The 16,829-nt window shown below is 70.4% G+C and carries 14 protein-coding genes and 2 riboswitches; of the genes, 6 read left to right on the top strand and 8 right to left on the bottom strand.

Going from position 1 to position 16,829, the window contains the following annotated elements:
• The first annotated feature begins 161 nt into the window (after positions 1 to 161).
• The 6 genes from B042_RS0102150 to B042_RS21675 all read left to right on the top strand — a co-directional run bounded on the left by B042_RS0102150 (position 162) and on the right by B042_RS21675 (position 6,010).
• Positions 162 to 557 carry a DUF3592 domain-containing protein gene (locus tag B042_RS0102150; protein ID WP_028646848.1) on the top strand — a complete coding sequence of 132 codons (396 nt, stop codon included), beginning with the start codon at positions 162 to 164 and terminating at the stop codon, positions 555 to 557.
• A 431-nt stretch (positions 558 to 988) separates the two neighbouring features.
• Positions 989 to 3,508, top strand: coding sequence for a nitrate- and nitrite sensing domain-containing protein (locus tag B042_RS0102155; RefSeq protein ID WP_028646849.1), 2,520 nt, complete (start codon positions 989 to 991; stop codon positions 3,506 to 3,508).
• A 1-nt stretch (position 3,509) separates the two neighbouring features.
• A complete protein-coding gene (locus B042_RS0102160; protein WP_028646850.1) occupies positions 3,510 to 3,965 on the top strand; it encodes a roadblock/LC7 domain-containing protein in 456 nt (151 codons plus the stop codon).
• A 9-nt stretch (positions 3,966 to 3,974) separates the two neighbouring features.
• Entirely contained in the window at positions 3,975 to 4,352 is a 378-nt protein-coding gene (locus B042_RS0102165) for a DUF742 domain-containing protein (protein WP_028646851.1), read from the top strand.
• Complete coding sequence (locus B042_RS0102170) at positions 4,333 to 4,914, top strand: ATP/GTP-binding protein (protein ID WP_028646852.1); 582 nt, start codon at positions 4,333 to 4,335, stop codon at positions 4,912 to 4,914. Before B042_RS0102165 ends, B042_RS0102170 begins: the two co-directional genes overlap by 20 nt.
• 151 nt (positions 4,915 to 5,065) lie before the next feature.
• The gene (locus tag B042_RS21675; protein ID WP_051415409.1) at positions 5,066 to 6,010 is read left to right on the top strand and encodes an oxygenase MpaB family protein; all 945 of its coding nucleotides are present in this window, start codon (positions 5,066 to 5,068) and stop codon (positions 6,008 to 6,010) included.
• A 61-nt stretch (positions 6,011 to 6,071) separates the two neighbouring features.
• On the opposite strand, the gene B042_RS0102180 is transcribed toward B042_RS21675, so the two are convergent.
• From B042_RS0102180 to B042_RS21685, 8 genes are all read right to left on the bottom strand, one after another.
• Complete coding sequence (locus B042_RS0102180; protein WP_028646853.1) at positions 6,072 to 7,016, bottom strand: electron transfer flavoprotein subunit alpha/FixB family protein; 945 nt, start codon at positions 7,014 to 7,016, stop codon at positions 6,072 to 6,074.
• 34 nt (positions 7,017 to 7,050) lie between these two features.
• The gene (locus tag B042_RS0102185; protein ID WP_028646854.1) at positions 7,051 to 7,830 is read right to left on the bottom strand and encodes an electron transfer flavoprotein subunit beta/FixA family protein; all 780 of its coding nucleotides are present in this window, start codon (positions 7,828 to 7,830) and stop codon (positions 7,051 to 7,053) included.
• Positions 7,831 to 8,239: 409 nt separating this feature from the next.
• On the bottom strand, positions 8,240 to 10,198 hold the full coding sequence (locus B042_RS0102190; RefSeq protein ID WP_231493690.1) for a serine/threonine-protein kinase: 1,959 nt from the start codon (positions 10,196 to 10,198) through the stop codon (positions 8,240 to 8,242).
• A gap of 311 nt (positions 10,199 to 10,509) precedes the next feature.
• Positions 10,510 to 11,259 (bottom strand): energy-coupling factor transporter transmembrane protein EcfT, encoded by a 750-nt coding sequence (locus tag B042_RS0102195; RefSeq protein ID WP_051415421.1) that lies wholly within the window; start codon positions 11,257 to 11,259, stop codon positions 10,510 to 10,512.
• A gap of 11 nt (positions 11,260 to 11,270) precedes the next feature.
• A complete protein-coding gene (locus tag B042_RS21680) occupies positions 11,271 to 12,833 on the bottom strand; it encodes an ABC transporter ATP-binding protein (RefSeq protein WP_036553674.1) in 1,563 nt (520 codons plus the stop codon).
• A gap of 5 nt (positions 12,834 to 12,838) precedes the next feature.
• Positions 12,839 to 13,450, bottom strand: coding sequence for an ECF transporter S component (locus B042_RS0102205; RefSeq protein ID WP_028646857.1), 612 nt, complete (start codon positions 13,448 to 13,450; stop codon positions 12,839 to 12,841).
• A gap of 102 nt (positions 13,451 to 13,552) precedes the next feature.
• Positions 13,553 to 13,661, bottom strand: a riboswitch (TPP riboswitch).
• A 151-nt stretch (positions 13,662 to 13,812) separates the two neighbouring features.
• Positions 13,813 to 14,424, bottom strand: a complete 612-nt coding sequence (locus B042_RS0102210) for an ECF transporter S component (protein ID WP_028646858.1) — start codon at positions 14,422 to 14,424, stop codon at positions 13,813 to 13,815.
• A 105-nt stretch (positions 14,425 to 14,529) separates the two neighbouring features.
• Positions 14,530 to 14,638, bottom strand: a riboswitch (TPP riboswitch).
• Between the two features lie 41 nt (positions 14,639 to 14,679).
• Positions 14,680 to 16,815 carry a transglycosylase domain-containing protein gene (locus tag B042_RS21685; RefSeq protein WP_036553676.1) on the bottom strand — a complete coding sequence of 712 codons (2,136 nt, stop codon included), beginning with the start codon at positions 16,813 to 16,815 and terminating at the stop codon, positions 14,680 to 14,682.
• Positions 16,816 to 16,829: the final 14 nt, after the last annotated feature.

Here is a 16,829-nt window from a genome sequence, read left to right on the forward strand (position 1 = left end):
CCGTGTTCCTCTCACATCCAACCGTGCACGCCTCACCGGCCAGAACGCGGAAACCGCGCCCGAACCCGGCCAGAGTGGTTGCACAAGTCCCGTGATCGTGCATTGTTGTGTGCGTGCCACGGGCGTGTCCCGGCCGACACAAGCGCAGAGAGGGCTCCGCGATGGCCGACCTGTACCCCCTGCTCCCCGTCGTCGCGGGACTGATCACACTCTGGACGGTGACCCGCAACACCCGCCTGGACCTGCGCCTGGCGCGGCACGGCGTGCGGGCCAAGGGACGGGTGATCGGTTACCACGAGACCTCGTCCGCCTCCCGGATGATCGTGCAGTTCCGCACCGAGGAGGGCGAGGTGGTGCACGCCGAGCACGAGAACACCGGTTGGACGGCCTCACGGGCCGGAGAGATCGTCACCGTCTCCTACGATCCGAACCTTCCGGAGATCGCCCGGATCGTCTCAGCGCCGTGGCTGAGCCACTGGGTCCGCGGACTGTTCGGTTCGCTCGGCCTTCTCCTTATGGCCATTGGACTGCTGCTCGGTTACCTGGCGTGGTGGTGACCCTGTCCTCTGCGTACATATTCCCTGACCAGTGTTCTATGGAGTTCCAAACGCCCTTATCCCCTGATAACGTCCCATAGCACTGATGTCCTGGTTTGACCCACAAGTCAAGCCTTTAACACAAGCCACCCTTCGTCACAGAAATCCGCGGAGACAAAGAGACGCAGCACCGGTGTAACGGCTGATCAGCGCCGCAGCCCTCCCCTGCCTCGAACCCACCCCCCTCGACAGGCGGTCCCCCACACCGCCCTTCGACGTGAAAAGGCACCCTGTGGTCGCTCCTCAGCAGGCTCCACACCGCCTTCGGCGACAGAGCGCAACCAAAGACCAGGTCTGTGCGGTGCTCCCCCACCACGGACCACCGCCGCACCGGCCTGGGGAAACGCTCCGCCTCGAGGCCCCCAGATTCGACGCGGACCGACAGGAGAACCGTGCAAGCAGTACAGAAGCGACGCGAGCGGACGATCGCCGCCCGCATCCGTTCCCTGGTCATGATCCCCACCTCCGCCCTGATAGCGATCTGGCTGGTCATCACGTTCTCCATGGCGTGGGACGGCATCTACCAGCTCCTGCGGGCCCAGGCGGTCGACAACATGATCGTCCCGGCCGCCGAGGGCATGGTGAACGTGATGCACGAACGCTCCGCCACCATCGCCTACATCGAGGACCCCCAAAACCCCGAACTGAAGGAGCGGCTCACGGAGTCGCGCGAGGAGTCCGACGCCACCCTGGGGGTGACCATCGAGGACCTCGTAGGCATCACCGACGTCTCACCGGGCCTGTCCGCGCAGAGGATCGAGACCCTGTACGAACAGTACGAGGAGATCGACGGCATCCGCTCCTCGGTCGACTCCGGTACGGCCACCCACGACGAGGCGCTGGAGTACTACGACGCCCTGATGACCACCGGCACGGACGTCTTCGACACGCAGGCCCGCCTGGTCAGCGAGGCCGCCTCCGTCAACCCGGGGTTCACCGCCACCTACATGTTCCGCGCCATCGACCTGTTCGCGCGCACCGACACCCTGCTCTCCTACGCCTTCGCTACCGGGGAGCTCAGCCGCGAGGACCAGCGGGAGTTCACGCAACTGGTCGGCTCCTACGAGCACCTCATGGAGTCCAACGCCCAGTATCTGGAGGGCGAGGGGCAGCAGGAGCGCTATGAGGCCCTCGTCAACGGCCCCGAGTACACACAACTGCTCCAGATGCAGCGGACGGTCATCGACCGGGTGCCCCCCACCGCGATCGAGACGAACCCGACCACCTTCGAGCAGGAGGTCGTCGAAGACCTGTCCATGCCGATCGAACACGAGGCCTGGGCCGCCCCCTACGAGCACACGCTCACGGAGCTGATCGGGATCGGCACCGACGAGGCCCTGCACTCGGCCCAGCTCACCGGTGACGAGGCCTGGTCGAAGGTCTTCGCCGCGATCGGCACGAGCCTCGGTGTCGCGGCCGTGGTCGGTGCGGCGTTCCTCCTGGCCCGACGGGGCTCCGAGGGGCTGACCACACGTCTGCTGCGCCTGCGCGACGACTCCCGGGACCTGGCCGAGAACCGGCTGCCCGACCTCATGCGCCGCGTGCACCAGGGCGAACGCGTGGACACGCGGTCGTCCCTGCCGGAACTGACCACCGACGACGACGAGATCGGTGACGTCGCCAAGGCGTTCAACACCGCGCAGCGCGCCGCCGTGGAGGAGGCGGTACAGCAGACCGAGCTGCGCCACGGCGTCAACCGCGTGTTCCTCAACATCGCGCACCGCAGCCAGACGCTGGTCCACCGCCAACTGCGCCTGCTGGACGCGATGGAGCGCGAGCAGGAGGACCCGGAGCAGTTGGCCCAGCTGTTCAAGCTCGACCACCTGGCCACCCGCTCCCGGCGCAACGCGGAGAACCTCCTCATCCTGGGCGGCGAGGCTCCCGGCCGCACCTGGCACCGGCCGATGCCGCTGATCGACGTGCTGCGCGGCGCGATCTCGGAGTCCGGTGACTACACGCGTGTCAAGCGCGAGCGCATCGCCCGGGTCAACCTGCACGGGCCCGCCGTCGCCGACGTGATCCACCTGGTCGCCGAGCTGATCGACAACGCGGCGATGTTCTCCCCGCCCCACACCCAGGTGCGGATCAGCAGCGAGGAGGTCCCCCACGGCGCGACGATCGAGATCGAGGACCGCGGTCTGGGAATGACCGGCGGTGAACTCGCCGACGCGAACGCGCTGCTGACGGACCCGCCCGAGTTCGACGTCATGCGACTGAACGAGAAGATGCGCCTGGGCCTGTTCGTGGTCTCGCACCTGGCGCACCGCCACGACATCAAGGTGCACCTGCGTTCCTCCCCCTATGGGGGCGTGCAGGCGATCGTGCTGCTGCCCCAGGGCCTGATCACGGAGACCGGGACGCCTTCCGGTGAGACCGGGGACCTCCGGAGGGACACCTGGCAGGTGCGCGAGCTCACCGAACACGGTGTCCCCGGCCTCGCCTCGGGCCCCGGCAACGGTGCGAAGCCGGCCCTGGCACCGGTCGCCACCCCCGTCTCCGAAGAGTCGGAGGACGAGGCGCCGACGCCCACCGAGGCGACGATCACCGCCGCGCCGGAGCCGGTGGAGGGCCCCGCCCCGCACGACGACCGCCCCGCACTGCCGAGCCGCAGACCCGGTGGGGCCGCGGCAACGGACCACGTCCCCTCCGCTGAGACCCCGGACGAACGGCCTTCGCTACCCAAACGGCGTCCGCAGGAGAACCTGGCCCCGCAGTTGGCCGCGGCCCCCTCCGGAGCGGGGCGAACCGAACCCGCCGGGAGTGCCGGTGCCGCCGACCCCTCGAACGGCTCCCCCGACGGCGCGGAGCGGCTGGCACGCCTGCGCCGGAACATGTCCGCGTTCCAGAAGGGAACGGACCGCGGACGGCGCGACGGCAGACAGCAGATCCACGACACCGACAAGGACGCCTAACGTGACGAGCACTCCTGACAGCGCAGAACTCGACAACGGCAGTGGCGCGGACAAGAAGAACATCGACTGGCTCCTGGACGAGCTGCTCGACCGGGCGGTCGGATCGCGCAGCGCGATCGTGCTGTCGGCCGACGGTCTGCTGATCGGCCGCTCGCAGGACCTGGCGGAGGAGGACGGAGAACACCTGGCGGCGGTGGCCTCCGCCTTCCAGAGCCTGGCCCGGGGCACCAGCCAGCGCTTCGGCGGCGGCCAGGTCCTCCAGAGCATCGTGGAGATGGAGCAGGCCTACCTGTTCGTCACGGGTGCGGGCCGGGGCGCCCGGCTGGCCGTCATCGCTGAGGAGAGCGCGGACGTCGGCCTCATCGCCTACGAGATGAACGTGCTGGTCGAACAAGTCGGCCGGTACATGGAAGCCGCGCCCAGGCAGGCGGACGCGTCCGGTGAAGCCGCACGGTAGGGGACGTTCATGCAAGAACACAGCGAGTACGGCCCCGATGGGGCCTCCGAGGAGCCCCTGGTCCGCCCGTACGTGATCGCGCAGGGCCGCGGCCGCTCGGACACCGTCCAGTTGGACATGATCAGCGTCGTCATCGCGGCGAAGCGTGTCGAGGTGGACGAGATGGCCCTCGAACCGGAACAGCTCCGCATCCTTGATCTGTGCCGCCGCCCCCAGTCGGTGGCCGAGGTGTCCGCGCACCTGGACATCCCGGTCGGTGTCGTCAAGGCCCTGCTCAGCGACCTCCTCAACCGCGGCCTGGCCCTGGCACGCGCCCCCTACACGTCCAAGAGCCCGGTGAACCGGGACGTCCTCCAGGCGGTACTCGATGGCATCCAGAAACTCTGACCCCACCCAGGAACCGGTCCCGTCCGCGCTGAAGATCCTCATCGCGGGCGGTTTCGGAGCGGGCAAGACCACGATGGTCGGTTCGGTCAGCGAGATCAACCCGCTCAGCACCGAGGAGTTGATGACCGAGGCCAGCAGGGGAGTCGACGACCTGTCGGGAGTGGAGGCCAAGTCCACCACGACCGTGGCGCTGGACTTCGGCCGCATCACCATCAACCCGCAACTCGTGCTGTACCTGTTCGGCACCCCCGGACAGGATCGCTTCTGGTTCATGTGGGAGGAGCTGTCGGAGGGCGCCCTGGGGGCGATCGTCATCGCCGACACCCGCCGCCTGGAAACCTGTTTCGCGGCGGTGGACTTCTTCGAGCGGCGGGGACTCCCTTTCGTGGTGGCGGTGAACCACTTCGAGGGCTCCCACCGCTACGAACAGGAGGAGGTGCGCTCGGCGCTGAGCCTGGACCCGTCGGTCCCGGTCGTCATCGGCGACGCACGCGAACGGGAGTCCTCCAAGGCGGTCCTGCTCTGCCTGATCAACCACGTGGTGAGCAACGTGGCGGCCTGACACCGGCGCACGGTCTCGGGGCCGGCCCGGCGTCCCTGTTCGCACAAGGACCATCCAGGTAAAGTTCTGGTGGGAAGGTGGCGCACCGACAGGGCCGACCGCGCCCGGCCCCGAGTCTGCCCGCACGGTCCCGGAGTGGCTGGAGTAGGTCGTGAAACGGTTCGAGTGGTATGAGCGGATCCACGCACTGGACGCCGAGCACGACTGCGAGCGGATCGTCCGCATTCTGAGCGGCCACGAGTTCCCCTGGGACATCGAACAGGCGCTGGGGCTGGCCCTGTACCGCACCTACGCGGTGCCCAGCATCGGTGAGCTCCTGGCCCGGACCAAGGAGTTCACCGCCCGCACCCAGTACCGCTACGACGACACCGCGCTGATCCTGAGCGACATCCTGGAGCACGGGTTCGGCCCGGGCCGGGGCCGTGACGCACTGCGCCGCATGAACCAGATGCACCGCTCCTACGGGATCGGCAACGACGACTACCGCTACGTCCTCAGCACCTTCGTCGTCATGCCCGTCCGCTGGCTCAACGACCTCGGCTACGGGTGGCGGCGCCTGTCGGACCACGAGATCGCCGCGCAGACGAACTACTACCGCAAGCTCGGCCGGCACATGGGCATCAAGGACGTCCCCGAGACCTACGCCGGGTTCCGCGAGCTCTTCGACTCCTACGAGCGCGAGCACTTCGCCTACACCGACGGCGGCCGGGCGGTCTCCGACGCCACCCTCGACCTCATGACCACCTTCTACCCCGCCTGGCAGCGCCCACTGATCCGGCCGTTCACCAGGGCGCTGCTGGACGACCACCTGATCGAGGCCTTCGGCTATCCCGCGCCCTCCCGCGCCTGGCGAACGCTCTCCCGCACCGCCCTGCGGCTGCGCGCCAAGGCGGTGCGCCGGATGCGGCCCCGCGAGGAGCCGCGTATGCCCGCGCAGAGCCCCAACATCCGCAGCTACCCGCACGGCCACGACCCGTCCCGGATCGGGACCTTCCCCCGGGGCTGCCCGGTCCCCCACGGCATGGCGACCGTGGAGATCCCCGGTACGGACACGCGCGTGCCCGCCCCCGGCCAGGAACGCGCCCCCGGGAGGTAGGGGGCCGGACGCGCGAGTGCCCGGCCAGGGGCCCCGGCCGGGCACTGGAACCGCGAACGCGTTACTTGCGCTTGTTGATCTCCTCGGTGAGCTGCGGGGCGACCGTGTGCAGGTCGCCCACCACGCCGTAGTCGGCGAGCTCGAAGATCGGCGCCTCGGGGTCCTTGTTGACCGCGACGATGTTCTTCGAGGTCTGCATGCCCGCGCGGTGCTGGATGGCACCGGAGATGCCCAGTGCCACGTACAGGTTCGGGCTGACCGTCTTACCGGTCTGGCCGACCTGGAACTGGTTCGGGTACCAGCCGGCGTCCACGGCGGCGCGGGAGGCGCCGACGGCGGCACCGAGCGCGTCGGCGAGCTGCTCGACGACCGTGAAGTCCTCCGAGCCCACACCGCGGCCACCGGAGACCACGACGGCGGCCTCGGTGAGCTCGGGACGGTCGCCCTTCTCCTGTGCGACGCGCTCGACGACCTTGGCGCCCTTGGCGGCGTCGGAGACCTCCACGGAGACCGTCTCCTCGGCGGCCGCGCCGGTGGCGGGCTCGGCCGGGATGGAGTTCGGGCGGACCGCGACGACCGGCACCCCGGTCCTCACGCGGGCGTGGGCGATGGTGGCGCCGCCGAAGATGCTGTGCTCGGCGACCGCCTCGGCCGTGACGTCGACGACGTCGGTGAGCACACCGGAGCCCAGCTTGACGGCGGCCCGGCCGGCGACCTCCTTGTTCTCGGGCGTGGCCGAGACCAGGATCGCGGCGGCGGACTTCTCCTGGGCCAGTTTCGCCAGCAGCTCGGCCTTGGGGGCCACGACGTAGTCGTTCAGCTCCGACGAGGCGACGTAGACCTTCTCCGCGCCGAACTCGGCCAGCCCGGCCTTGCCCGACTCGGCACCGTCGCCGACCCACACCGCGGCGGGCTCGCCGATGCGGCGGGCCACGGTCAGCAGCTCGGCGGTGACCTTCTTGACCTGTCCGTCGACGTGGTCGACGAGGACGAGGACCTCAGCCATAATCCTTGAACCTTCCCTGAGTCTCTCGCCTGGCCTACACGAACTTCTTCTCGGAGAGGAAGTCGGCGATCTTCGCACCGCCGTCGCCCTCGTCCGTGACGATCGTGCCCGCGGCGCGCGGCGGCGCTGCGGCGAAGTCGACGGTCTCGGTGGTGGCGTTGGCCAGCCCCACCTTGCCGGTGTCGATGCCGGCGTCGGCGGCCGACTTCTTGTCGACCGGCTTCTTCTTCGCCTGCATGATCAGCTTGAAGGACGGGTAGCGCGGCTCGTTGATCTTCTCGACCACGGAGACGACGGCGGGCATCTGGGCCTCGACGACGTCGTAGCCGTAGTCGGTCTGGCGCTGGATCCTGACGGCGCCGCCGTCGACGTCGACCTTGCCCGCGAAGGTGAGCTGCGGCAGGCCGAGGTACTCGGCGAGCGCGGCACCCACGACGCCGGTGCGCGCGTCGGTGGACTCGGAGCCGAGGACGACCAGGTCGTACTCGATGGTGCCCAGGGCCTGCGCGAGCGCGTAGGCGGTCTGGAGAGCGTCCGAGCCGTGAAGGGCGTCATCGTTGACGAAGACGGCCTTGTCGGCGCCCATGGACAGGGCCTTGCGGATCGAGTCCGTGGCCTGGTCCGGGCCCATGGTCAGGACGGTGACCTCGCCGCCGTGCTTCTCCTTGAGCTGAAGCGCCTCTTCGATGGCGTACTCGTCGAGCTCGTTGATGACGCCGTCGGACGCTGCACGGTCCAGCGTGTTGTCAGCGTCGCTGAGCTTCCGTTCGGTCGCCGTGTCCGGGACCTGCTTGACCAAAACGACAATATTCATGGCCGGTGGCCGACCTCCCTGCACTCCATGATCCGCCGTCTGGCGGAGCGGACGCTGGCGCGCCCCGTACTGCCAACAATGTCGAACGCCGTTCGGTCATCCGACGGCGGGGCCCGGTGTTCTCCTCCACCCGTCCCGCTGTGTACCGACACCCAGATGTTACTGGCTAGTAGCTTCAGGACCAACCCGCGCACCCCGGTTCGAGTAAGGAATACCTCACAAACCCGGAAGCGCAGCGCCCGGGGCCCTGTAACAGCGGCCCGCCGCCCGTGCATCGGCACGGGCACGCGGCTCCGGCGTCCCGGTCACCACCCTATGGCCAGCGCCCCCGGCGATCGGCCGCGGACACGGGCGCGCCCTCCGCCCCGCTCGGGGAGGAGGGCGCGCAGGGCTCATCCGCGGCCGCGGATCACCCGGAGAACCAGTCCGAGGGCCCCCCGAAGGGCTCCCAGTCCGGAGCGGCGCTCAGGCCGATGGACAGGATGAACATCATCAGCAGGACGACGGCGACGTTCAGGCCGACGAACAGGTAGATACTGCGGAACCGGGCACGGCGCACCGCCCACACCGCCTGGTGGCGGGCCTCCCGCCCGCTCGGCATGATGTAGCCGAGGAGCACCGCCACGAAGATCGCGAAGCCACCCGTGTAGTTCGCACCCTCACTGCCGGTCTCCACTATCTGTGAATACACCAGTCCGGCCAGGATGCCGCCGATCAGGTAGACCAGGCCGAACAGGACCGTGCGCACCAGCATCCGCCCGAAGGCCCAGGGGAAGCTCAGCGCCACCACCATGCCGTCGGAGCCGCGCGGGCCGCGCGTCTGGAGCCGCCGCTCGTGCTCGGCCTTGACCACGTCCAGCGCGCCCAGACCGGCGATCACCAGGACGCCGAGCGCGTAGCCGAACCACGGGAACCACAGCGCCGTACCGGCCAGGGCCACCATGAGCGGCAGGAGCGTCAGCGGGTGCATCCGGTAGCCGGGGTGGTCGTCGTAGTACTCCCCGTCGTCGTAGGAGTCCGTCTCCCCACCGCTGAAGTAGTCCCCCAGCCGGTCGCTGCGGCCGCGGCGGAAGCGGCCCATGAAGCCGCCCCCGCCGTCGTCGTAGTCGTCCTCGTCGAACTCCTGGGTGTGGCCGCGGGACCGCTGGTCCTGCCCCACCGGTGGGAGGATGTCGGAAAAGTCACCCTTGGCGAGCGGGGTGTTGAAGAACTGCGTCTGGGGCGCGTCGTTGGGCGGCACCTCGTAGGTGGACACCTCCTCGGCGTCCCGCCCCTGCGGGGGCATCATCATGGTGCCCGACGGATCCTGCGCCCTCTGCGGCTCGGGGTCCACCGGGTCCAGGTACCGCGTGCCCTGGAGACCGCCGGACTCGCGGGCGGCCGCCGGGGGGGCCTCCTCCTCGCCGCCGCGATCGCCCGCCGCGCCGTGGTCGTGCCCCCCGTCCGCGGGCTGCCACAGGTGGGCCTCCTCGACCTCGGCCACGCCGCCCAGGACGGCACCGCTGCCGAACCCGGGCGACGAGGCGTTCCCGTCCCAGGGCAGGTCGAGGTTGAGCCGGCTCGTCTCGGCGACCAGCTGGTCCGCGTTGGGACGGCGGGCCATGTCCCGCGTGACGGCCGCCTTGACCAGCGGCATCAGCGCCTCGTGCATGCCCTCGAGGTCGATCTCGCCGTTGAGGATGCGGTAGAAGATCACCTCGAAGGTGCCCGCACCGTAGGGCGGCCGCCCGGTGGAGGCGAATGCGACCGTACCGCCCCAGGCGTGGATGTCGGTGGCCGAACCCAGGTCGGTGCCCTCGATGACCTCGGGCGAGAGGTAGCTGGGGGTACCGACGAAGGTGCCGGTCTGGGTCAGCTTGGCTCCGTCCACCGCGTGCGCGATACCGAAGTCGATGACGATCGGCTCACCGTTGGAGATGATGACGTTGCCGGGTTTGAGGTCCCGGTGGATGACGTCGATCGCGTGGATGTCCTTGATCGCCCGGGCCAGCCCGGTGACGAACCGGGTCAGCGCACGGCCCCGGAGCGGCCCGTGGTCGGTCACCGTCGCGTCCAGCGTGGGCCCCGGGATGTACTCGGTGACCACCCACGGCAGCTCCGCCTGGGTGTCGGCGTCGATGACCTCGGCGACGTTGGGGCTCTGCACGCGGCGCATCGTCTCGACCTCGCGGTGCAGGCGCGCACGCGCGATATGGTCCCCCGCCACCTCGGGTTTGAGGACCTTCACCGCGACGAACTGCTCGGTCCGGGGATCCTCCGCCTGGTAGACCACACCCATGCCGCCCTGCCCGATACGGCGGCGGATCACGTAGTGGCCGATGCGCTCCGGCAGCTCCTCACCCGTGGGGAAACCTGCCGACATTGCCATCGAGAACTCATCCCCTCACAAGACCACATACCACCGCGTCCAGCTTATCGGCCGGGGGATGGGTCACCTTCGGCTTGTACGGCCCGGCTCGGGCCCGTTGCGGTCTGCTTTCCTTCCGCCGATGCGGCAGGGGTCCTGCGTCTGCTGTACGGGCCAGGGAAGAGACCACCACGAGTATGACGGAAAAACCGCCCGGCCGGTTCCGCGAAGCCCACGTACGGTGTCCGAACACGGACACGTCATGATTCAGTCCCCTAACAGAGCTTTGCGCACCCAGAACAGGTCCGGTCCGCTCCCCTCCCCGCGAGGTGTCACGAGAAGAGGAGCACCAGGGTGCCCAGCCGCACCGAAACCGTATAGGCGACCGCCAGCACACAGCACGCCCCCGCGATCAGGAGGGTGTCCGCGCCTGCCCAGCGACTCGTCCTCGCCCAGGTCCGGGGGCCGGTGCCGAAACCACGGGCGTCCATGGCCGTGGCCATGAGCGTCCCCGCACGGATAGCACGCACCAGCAGGGCGAACAGCCGCCCGAAGAACAGGTCCACTCCGCGGATCGGGTCGTATCCCGCCGCCAGTCCGCGTGCCCTCCGGGCAAGCGTGACCGTGCGCCACTGGGCGACGAGCAGCGGGATGAGCCGCAGCGCCGCGAGCACCGCCATCGCGGGGCGCTCGGGCACCCGAAGCCGCTGGACCAGCCCGTCCGACATCTCGGTGGGGTCACTGCCCGCTGCGGCCAGAAGCCCGGGCAGGGCGATCGCCAGCAGCCGGACCGCCGCGCCCACCGCCCCCTCCGCGCCGTGCTCGCCGTAGAGGTAGTTGACCAGTCCGCTGGACAGGCCCATGAGGACGAACGGGCCACCCAGCACCAGCAGAGTCCGGCGGTCGATCCCGCTGAAGGGCACTGACGCCAGCACGACCGCCAGCACCACCCCGCCGGTGACCGCGTCCACCGCCGGGACCAGGCCCAGCCCCAGGACCAGGGCGGCCAGGAGCTTGGCGGCCGGGTTGCGCGCGGCCAGCCAGTGGCGGGCACCGCCGCGGGGCACCTCCAGTGTCAGCATGTCGCCCACGCTCACCCACCGTCCCTCTCCGGCCGTGGCCCCGCCCGCTCCGTGCCGTCCCCGCACGCCTCGGTCCGCCCGCCGGCCACCCGTACCCGCACGTCCGCCAGGGAGCGCAGGAGCGGCTCGTCGTGGGTCGCCATGACCACGGCCCGCCCCTCGGCGCGCAGCGCCCCCAGCAGCTCCACCAGCTCCCGCCACGTGCGCGTGTCCTGTCCGAAGGTCGGCTCGTCCAGCACCAGGACATCCGGGGCGTGCAGGGGGCCGGAACTGAGCGCCGTGGCCACGGACAGCCGACGCTTCTCGCCCCCCGAGAGCGTGTAAGGGTGCATGTCGGCCAGAGCGGTCAGGCGCAGCCGCTCCAGGAGTTCACCGACCCACCCCTCGGCCTCGGCCCGCGCGGCCCCCGCCCGCAACGGCGCGAAGAGCAGTTCGTCGCGGACCGTCCCCGTCACGAACTGGTCCTCGGCGTGCTGGAAGACCGTGCCCACGTGCCGTGCCAGACGCCGGGCGGGCCAGCGGCACAGCGGACGCCGGTCGGCCCCGGCCAGCGGGCCGCGCGGCAGCACCACGCCCCGGTGGGGCCGGGTCAGCCCCGCGAGCATCATCAGCAGAGTGGACTTGCCCGCGCCGTTGGGCCCGGTGAGGGCGGTGGCGGTACCGGCCGCCACCGCCAGGTCCACGTCCGAGAGCACCGTGCGCGGCGGCGCGGCGCGCACCCCCGGCTCCCTCGGAGTACGCGCGGCGACCCCGGCCGCCTCGGCGAGCACCGGCCCGCCGGGGGCGACGGGTACCGCGGGCGCGGGGTCGGCGCCGGGGATCCACACCCCCTGGGCGGCGAGGGCCGCACCGTGCTCGGTGAAGACCGGTCCGGGAGGCCCGTCGGCGGCCACACCGCCGCCCGGTTCCAGGACCACGACACGGTCCACCAGGTCCACGACGTCGGCCACCCGGTGCTCGACCAGCACCAGTGTCGCCTCGGTCTCCATCAGCAGGGTCGAGAGCACACCCCGGACGTGTGCGGCGCCCTCCGGGTCGAGGTTGGCCGTGGGCTCGTCCAGCAACAGCAGGCGGGGGCGCATGGCCAGTGCCCCGGCGAGCGCCAGACGCTGCTTCTCCCCGCCGGACAGGGCGCCGGTGGGATGGCTCCGACCGTAGGGGAAGCCGACGGCGGCCAGGGCGGCGTCGACGCGCGGCCAGATCAGCTCGGGGGCCACGCCCAGGTTCTCCGGGCCGAAGGCCACGTCGTCGCCCGCGCGCGCCATCACGAGCTGGGTCTCGGGGTCCTGGCCGACGAGGCCGACCGCGCCCCGGCGCCGGTCGGCCGGGGCACCGTCCACCAAGAGGGTGCCCTCCTGGTCCCCGGCGATGGCGCCGTCGGGACCGGTGAGCCCGGCCAGTGCGTGCAGAAGCGTCGACTTGCCCGCTCCAGAGGCCCCTAACAGCAGGATCCGCTCACCGGGTTCGACGGTCAGGTCCACCCCGCGCAGGGCGTGGGCGGTGCGTCCTGAGTGCCTCCAGCCCCAGCCGGAGAGCTCGACGCGCGCCCCGCGGGGACCGGTGGTGCTGCCCACCGGGCTCAGCCCCGGGCCGAGGAGAAGGGGGTCAGCACGCCTGCCTTGGCCAGAGCGGTGGTCAGCAGGCGGGCACCCACCCCGGCGATGACCACCGAACTGGCGACGGCGATGAGGGCATAGGCGATCTGGTGGCCCAGCGGCCAGGCGACGTTGTAGAAGACGTTGTCGCGGATGGCGGGGGAGAGCCCGGCGATCGCGGCGGCGAAGACAGCCACGCCCATGCCCCAGTAGCGGTAGCCCAGGAGGAGGAAGACCAGTTCGGGCAGGATCCCCTGGAGGGCGCCGTGGAGGAGAACGATGATCTCCCAGTGGTCGCCCAGCGCGGCCGACACCGAGGCGGCGACGACCGAGGTGAGCAGGGCGGCCCCGGGCTTGCGGATGATCAGTCCGCCCAGCACACCGGAGATCAGCCACATGCCGTAGAGGACGGCCTGCCCGGGAGGGAAGGCCGCGAACAGCGGCGTGGTGGCGGTCCACAGAATATTCCACAGCCAGAACACGGCGCCGACGGCGATCCCGATCACGGCGACGGCCACAAGGTCGGCCCCATGCCAGCCCCATGCCCTGTCGACGGTGTCTCTTCGTTCCTGGAAGGAGGGGGTGTCGTTGCTCATTCGTGTCCCTTCGTCGGGTGACAAGGGCTCACGCGGCCAAAAGCGCCCCCGGAGGGCGTGGCGCCGTGCACCGGGAACCGGTGCACGGAACGCACGCCACCGGTGGCGGTTCCCACGACGTCCTTCGCCGACATGACCCAGATCAGGTGTGGACGGGTCCGCGGTCTCAGAGCCGCACTCTCAGCGCTCATGCGCTCCCCTGTCGATCGGCACCCATTATGCGCTAGAGATCGCCATATATGACAACAAGAGGTACTACCTCACCTCGTTGCTCGTGCCGGATGACCGGCCGGTGCGGGCGGGAGCACGGGCCTGCCCCGTCGGAGGATCCGGTCACCGGGTTCGACGGTCGGGTCGCCGACTCAGCCCCGGGCCGAGGGGAAGGGGGCCAGCGCGCCTGCCTTGGCCAGGGCGGTGGTCAGCAGGCGGGCACCCACCCCGGCGATGACCGCCGAACTGGCGATGACGATGAGGGCATAGGCGAGCTGGTAGCCCAGCGGCCAGGTGACGTTGTAGAAGACGTTGTCGCGGATGGCGGGGGAGAGCCCGGCGACCGCGGCGGCGAGGACAGCCGCGCCCATGCCCCAGCGGCGGTAGCCCAGGAGGAGGAAGACCAGTTCGGGCAGGATCCCCTGGAGTGTGCCGTCGAGGATCACCATGATCCCCCACTGAGTGCCCAGCACGGCCGACACCGAGGCGGCGGCGACCGAGGTGAGCAGGGCGGCCCCGGGCTTGCGGATGATCAGCCCGCCCAGCACACCGGAGATCATCCACATGCCGTAGATGACGGCCTGCCCGGGAGGGAAGGCCACGAACAGCGGCGTGGTGACGGTCCACAGAATATTCCACAGCCAGAACACGGCGCCGACGGCGACGCCGATGACGGCGGCCACCACGACGTCGACGGTGCGCCACTCGCGTGCCCTGCCGACGGTTTCCTTCCAGGATCCCGTCGTACGGGTGTCGTTGCTCATCGGTGTCCCTTCGTCGGTGTGACGAGGGCTCATGCGGCCAAGAGCGCCCCCGGACGGCGCGGCGCCGCGCGCGCCGGAAACCGGTGCGCGGGACACACGCCACCAGTGACGGTTCCTACGACTTCCTTCGCTGGCATGACCCAGATCAGGTGTGTAAGGGTCTGCGGCCTCAGTGCCGCACTCTCAGCGCTCATGCGCTCCCCTGTCGGTCGGCACCCATTATGTGCCATAGGACGGCGTATCTGACAAGGGGCCCTATTCTTCGGCCTGAATCCCGTCCCCGCCGTCGTCGTCACCGTCGTCCTCCTCCGGCTCCGCGTCGGGGTTCCCGAAGACCTTGGGCGAGCTCGCGAACCCGTTCGCGGGCAGCGACGCGGTCGCCCGGCTCATGGTGTCGCTCCAGATCGGACCGGGCAGGGTCCCGCCATAGACGATGCCGTAGTAGCGCCCGCCGATGGTCACCCCCTCCAGAGGGTGGCTCTCACCACCGCGGATGTCGCCGACGGCCACGGCTCCGGCCAGGCCCGGCGTGTAACCGGCGAACCACGCGTAGGCGGCGCTGTCGGTCGTCCCCGTCTTGCCCGCGGCGGCGCGCCCGATCCCCAGCCCTGCGGCGGTCCCACCATTGAGGGGCTCCTGGAGCAGGTGGTTGACACCGTCGGCCACCTGCTGGTCGATGACCTGCTCGCAGTCGGACTCCACCGGAATCTCCCGGTAGGACTTGCTCTCGGGTCGGCCGGCGGTGATAGAGCGCACCGGCAGGGGCTCGCAGTGCACGCCCCGGGCCGCGAAAGTGGCGTAGGCGGCGGCCATGGTCAGCGGCGAGACCTCCTGGTCCCCCAGGGTGAAGGAGCTCCACACCCCCAGCGGTGCCCCGTCGGCGCGGTGCACACCCAGCCGCTCGGCCATCCGCGCGGTCTCACACAGGCCCACCTTGCGCTGGAGCTGCGCGAAGTAGGTGTTCACCGAGCCTCGGGTCCCGCTGAGCATGTTGTGCGAGCCCGCGCTGCTCTCCCCGGCGTTGCGCACCTCCCAGGGCGCCATCCGCCCTCCGTCGCAGTTGGTCAGGCCCTTCACTTCCAACTCCTTGGGCGAGGAGAAGCTCGTCCCGTACCCCAGCCCGGCGTCGAGCGCGGCGGCGAGGGTGAACGCCTTGAACGTCGATCCCGCCTGGTAGCCGTTGCCGCCCCCGTCGATCCGGTCCACCGCGAGGTTGATGGAGGTGGTACCGGGGTCCGACTCGTCGAACCCGTACCGCAGGTTCTGGGCCATCGCCCGCACCTCCCCGGTACCGGGCTCGACCAGGGCCTGAACCGCGAACTTCGCCGACCCCTCACTCGGCACGCGGTCGTCGACGGCCGCCTTGGCCGCGGCCTGCATGCCGCTGTCCAGCGTCGTGCGCACGGTCAGGCCACCGTGCCGCATCAGTTGCAGGCGCTCCTCCTCCGTCTCGCCCAGGACGTCCGTGCGCGAGAGCCAGCGGATGACGTAGTCGCAGAAGAACGGGTGGTCGCTGGAGTAGCAGCTCCCCCCGCGCGGGGTCGGTTCCAGCCTCAGGTCCTCGCCTGCGTAGCGCGCCGCCTCCGCCTCGCTCAGCTCCCCCACGGCGACCATCCGGTCCAGAACGAGGTCGCGCCGGGCCCGGGCCGCTTCCGGGTTGCTCAGCGGGTCGTAGTAGGAGGGCGCACGCACGAGCCCGGCCAGCAGCGCGGCCTGGCCCGGGTCCAGTTCGGCGGCGGGCACGGAGAAGTACCGCTGGGCGGCCACCTCGATCCCGTGCGCGCCCGCGCCGAAGTAGGCGAGGTTGAGGTAGCCCTCCAGGATCTCGTCCTTGGTCATCCGCTCCTCGACGCCGAGGGCGTAGCGCAGTTCGACCACCTTGCGGGACAGGGTGCGCTCCTGGGCCAGGGCCACCTCCTCGTCGGTGACGGCGGACTCGATGAGCGCGTTCTTCACGAACTGCTGTGTGATGGTGGATCCCCCCTGGGTGTCGCCCTGGAGGGTGCGCACCGCGGCCCGCACGAAACCCTGGAGGTCGAAGCCGTTGTGCTCGTAGAAGCGGGCGTCCTCGATCGCCATCAGGGCCGCGGGCGCCCAGGTGCCCATACGGTCCAGGGCGACCACCTCGCGCTCGCGTTCGGCAACCTCCGCGATCCGCTCCCCGTCGACGTCCGTGAGCAGGACCCGCTGTGACAGGTGGGGCATCTCCAGTTCGTCGGGCATCGCCATGAAGGCCCGTGCAGTGTCGCGCCCCATGAGGCCCAAGACGCCGACCCACGGAAGGACGAGGGCGGCCACTAGCAGCCCGGCCAGTGCCGCGGTCCCCGCGAGCCGGGCGAGGTCGTGCCTTCGCCGGAGCGCTCCCGTCCCCTTGCCGCCAGCACCAGTCACAGGCCCCCCTCACC

This window comes from Nocardiopsis sp. CNT312 (genome assembly GCF_000515115.1).
Classification (GTDB): domain Bacteria; phylum Actinomycetota; class Actinomycetes; order Streptosporangiales; family Streptosporangiaceae; genus Nocardiopsis.

Coding starts and splice junctions, on each gene's coding strand:
- B042_RS0102205 (WP_028646857.1), bottom strand. CDS start 13,450: ATGAGCAACGACACCCCCTCCTTCCAGGAACGAAGAGACACCGTCGAC.
- B042_RS0102185 (WP_028646854.1), bottom strand. CDS start 7,830: ATGAATATTGTCGTTTTGGTCAAGCAGGTCCCGGACACGGCGACCGAA.
- B042_RS0102150 (WP_028646848.1), top strand. CDS start 162: ATGGCCGACCTGTACCCCCTGCTCCCCGTCGTCGCGGGACTGATCACA.
- B042_RS0102210 (WP_028646858.1), bottom strand. CDS start 14,424: ATGAGCAACGACACCCGTACGACGGGATCCTGGAAGGAAACCGTCGGC.
- B042_RS0102180 (WP_028646853.1), bottom strand. CDS start 7,016: ATGGCTGAGGTCCTCGTCCTCGTCGACCACGTCGACGGACAGGTCAAG.
- B042_RS0102165 (WP_028646851.1), top strand. CDS start 3,975: ATGCAAGAACACAGCGAGTACGGCCCCGATGGGGCCTCCGAGGAGCCC.
- B042_RS0102190 (WP_231493690.1), bottom strand. CDS start 10,198: ATGGCAATGTCGGCAGGTTTCCCCACGGGTGAGGAGCTGCCGGAGCGC.
- B042_RS0102195 (WP_051415421.1), bottom strand. CDS start 11,259: ATGCTGACACTGGAGGTGCCCCGCGGCGGTGCCCGCCACTGGCTGGCC.
- B042_RS0102170 (WP_028646852.1), top strand. CDS start 4,333: ATGGCATCCAGAAACTCTGACCCCACCCAGGAACCGGTCCCGTCCGCG.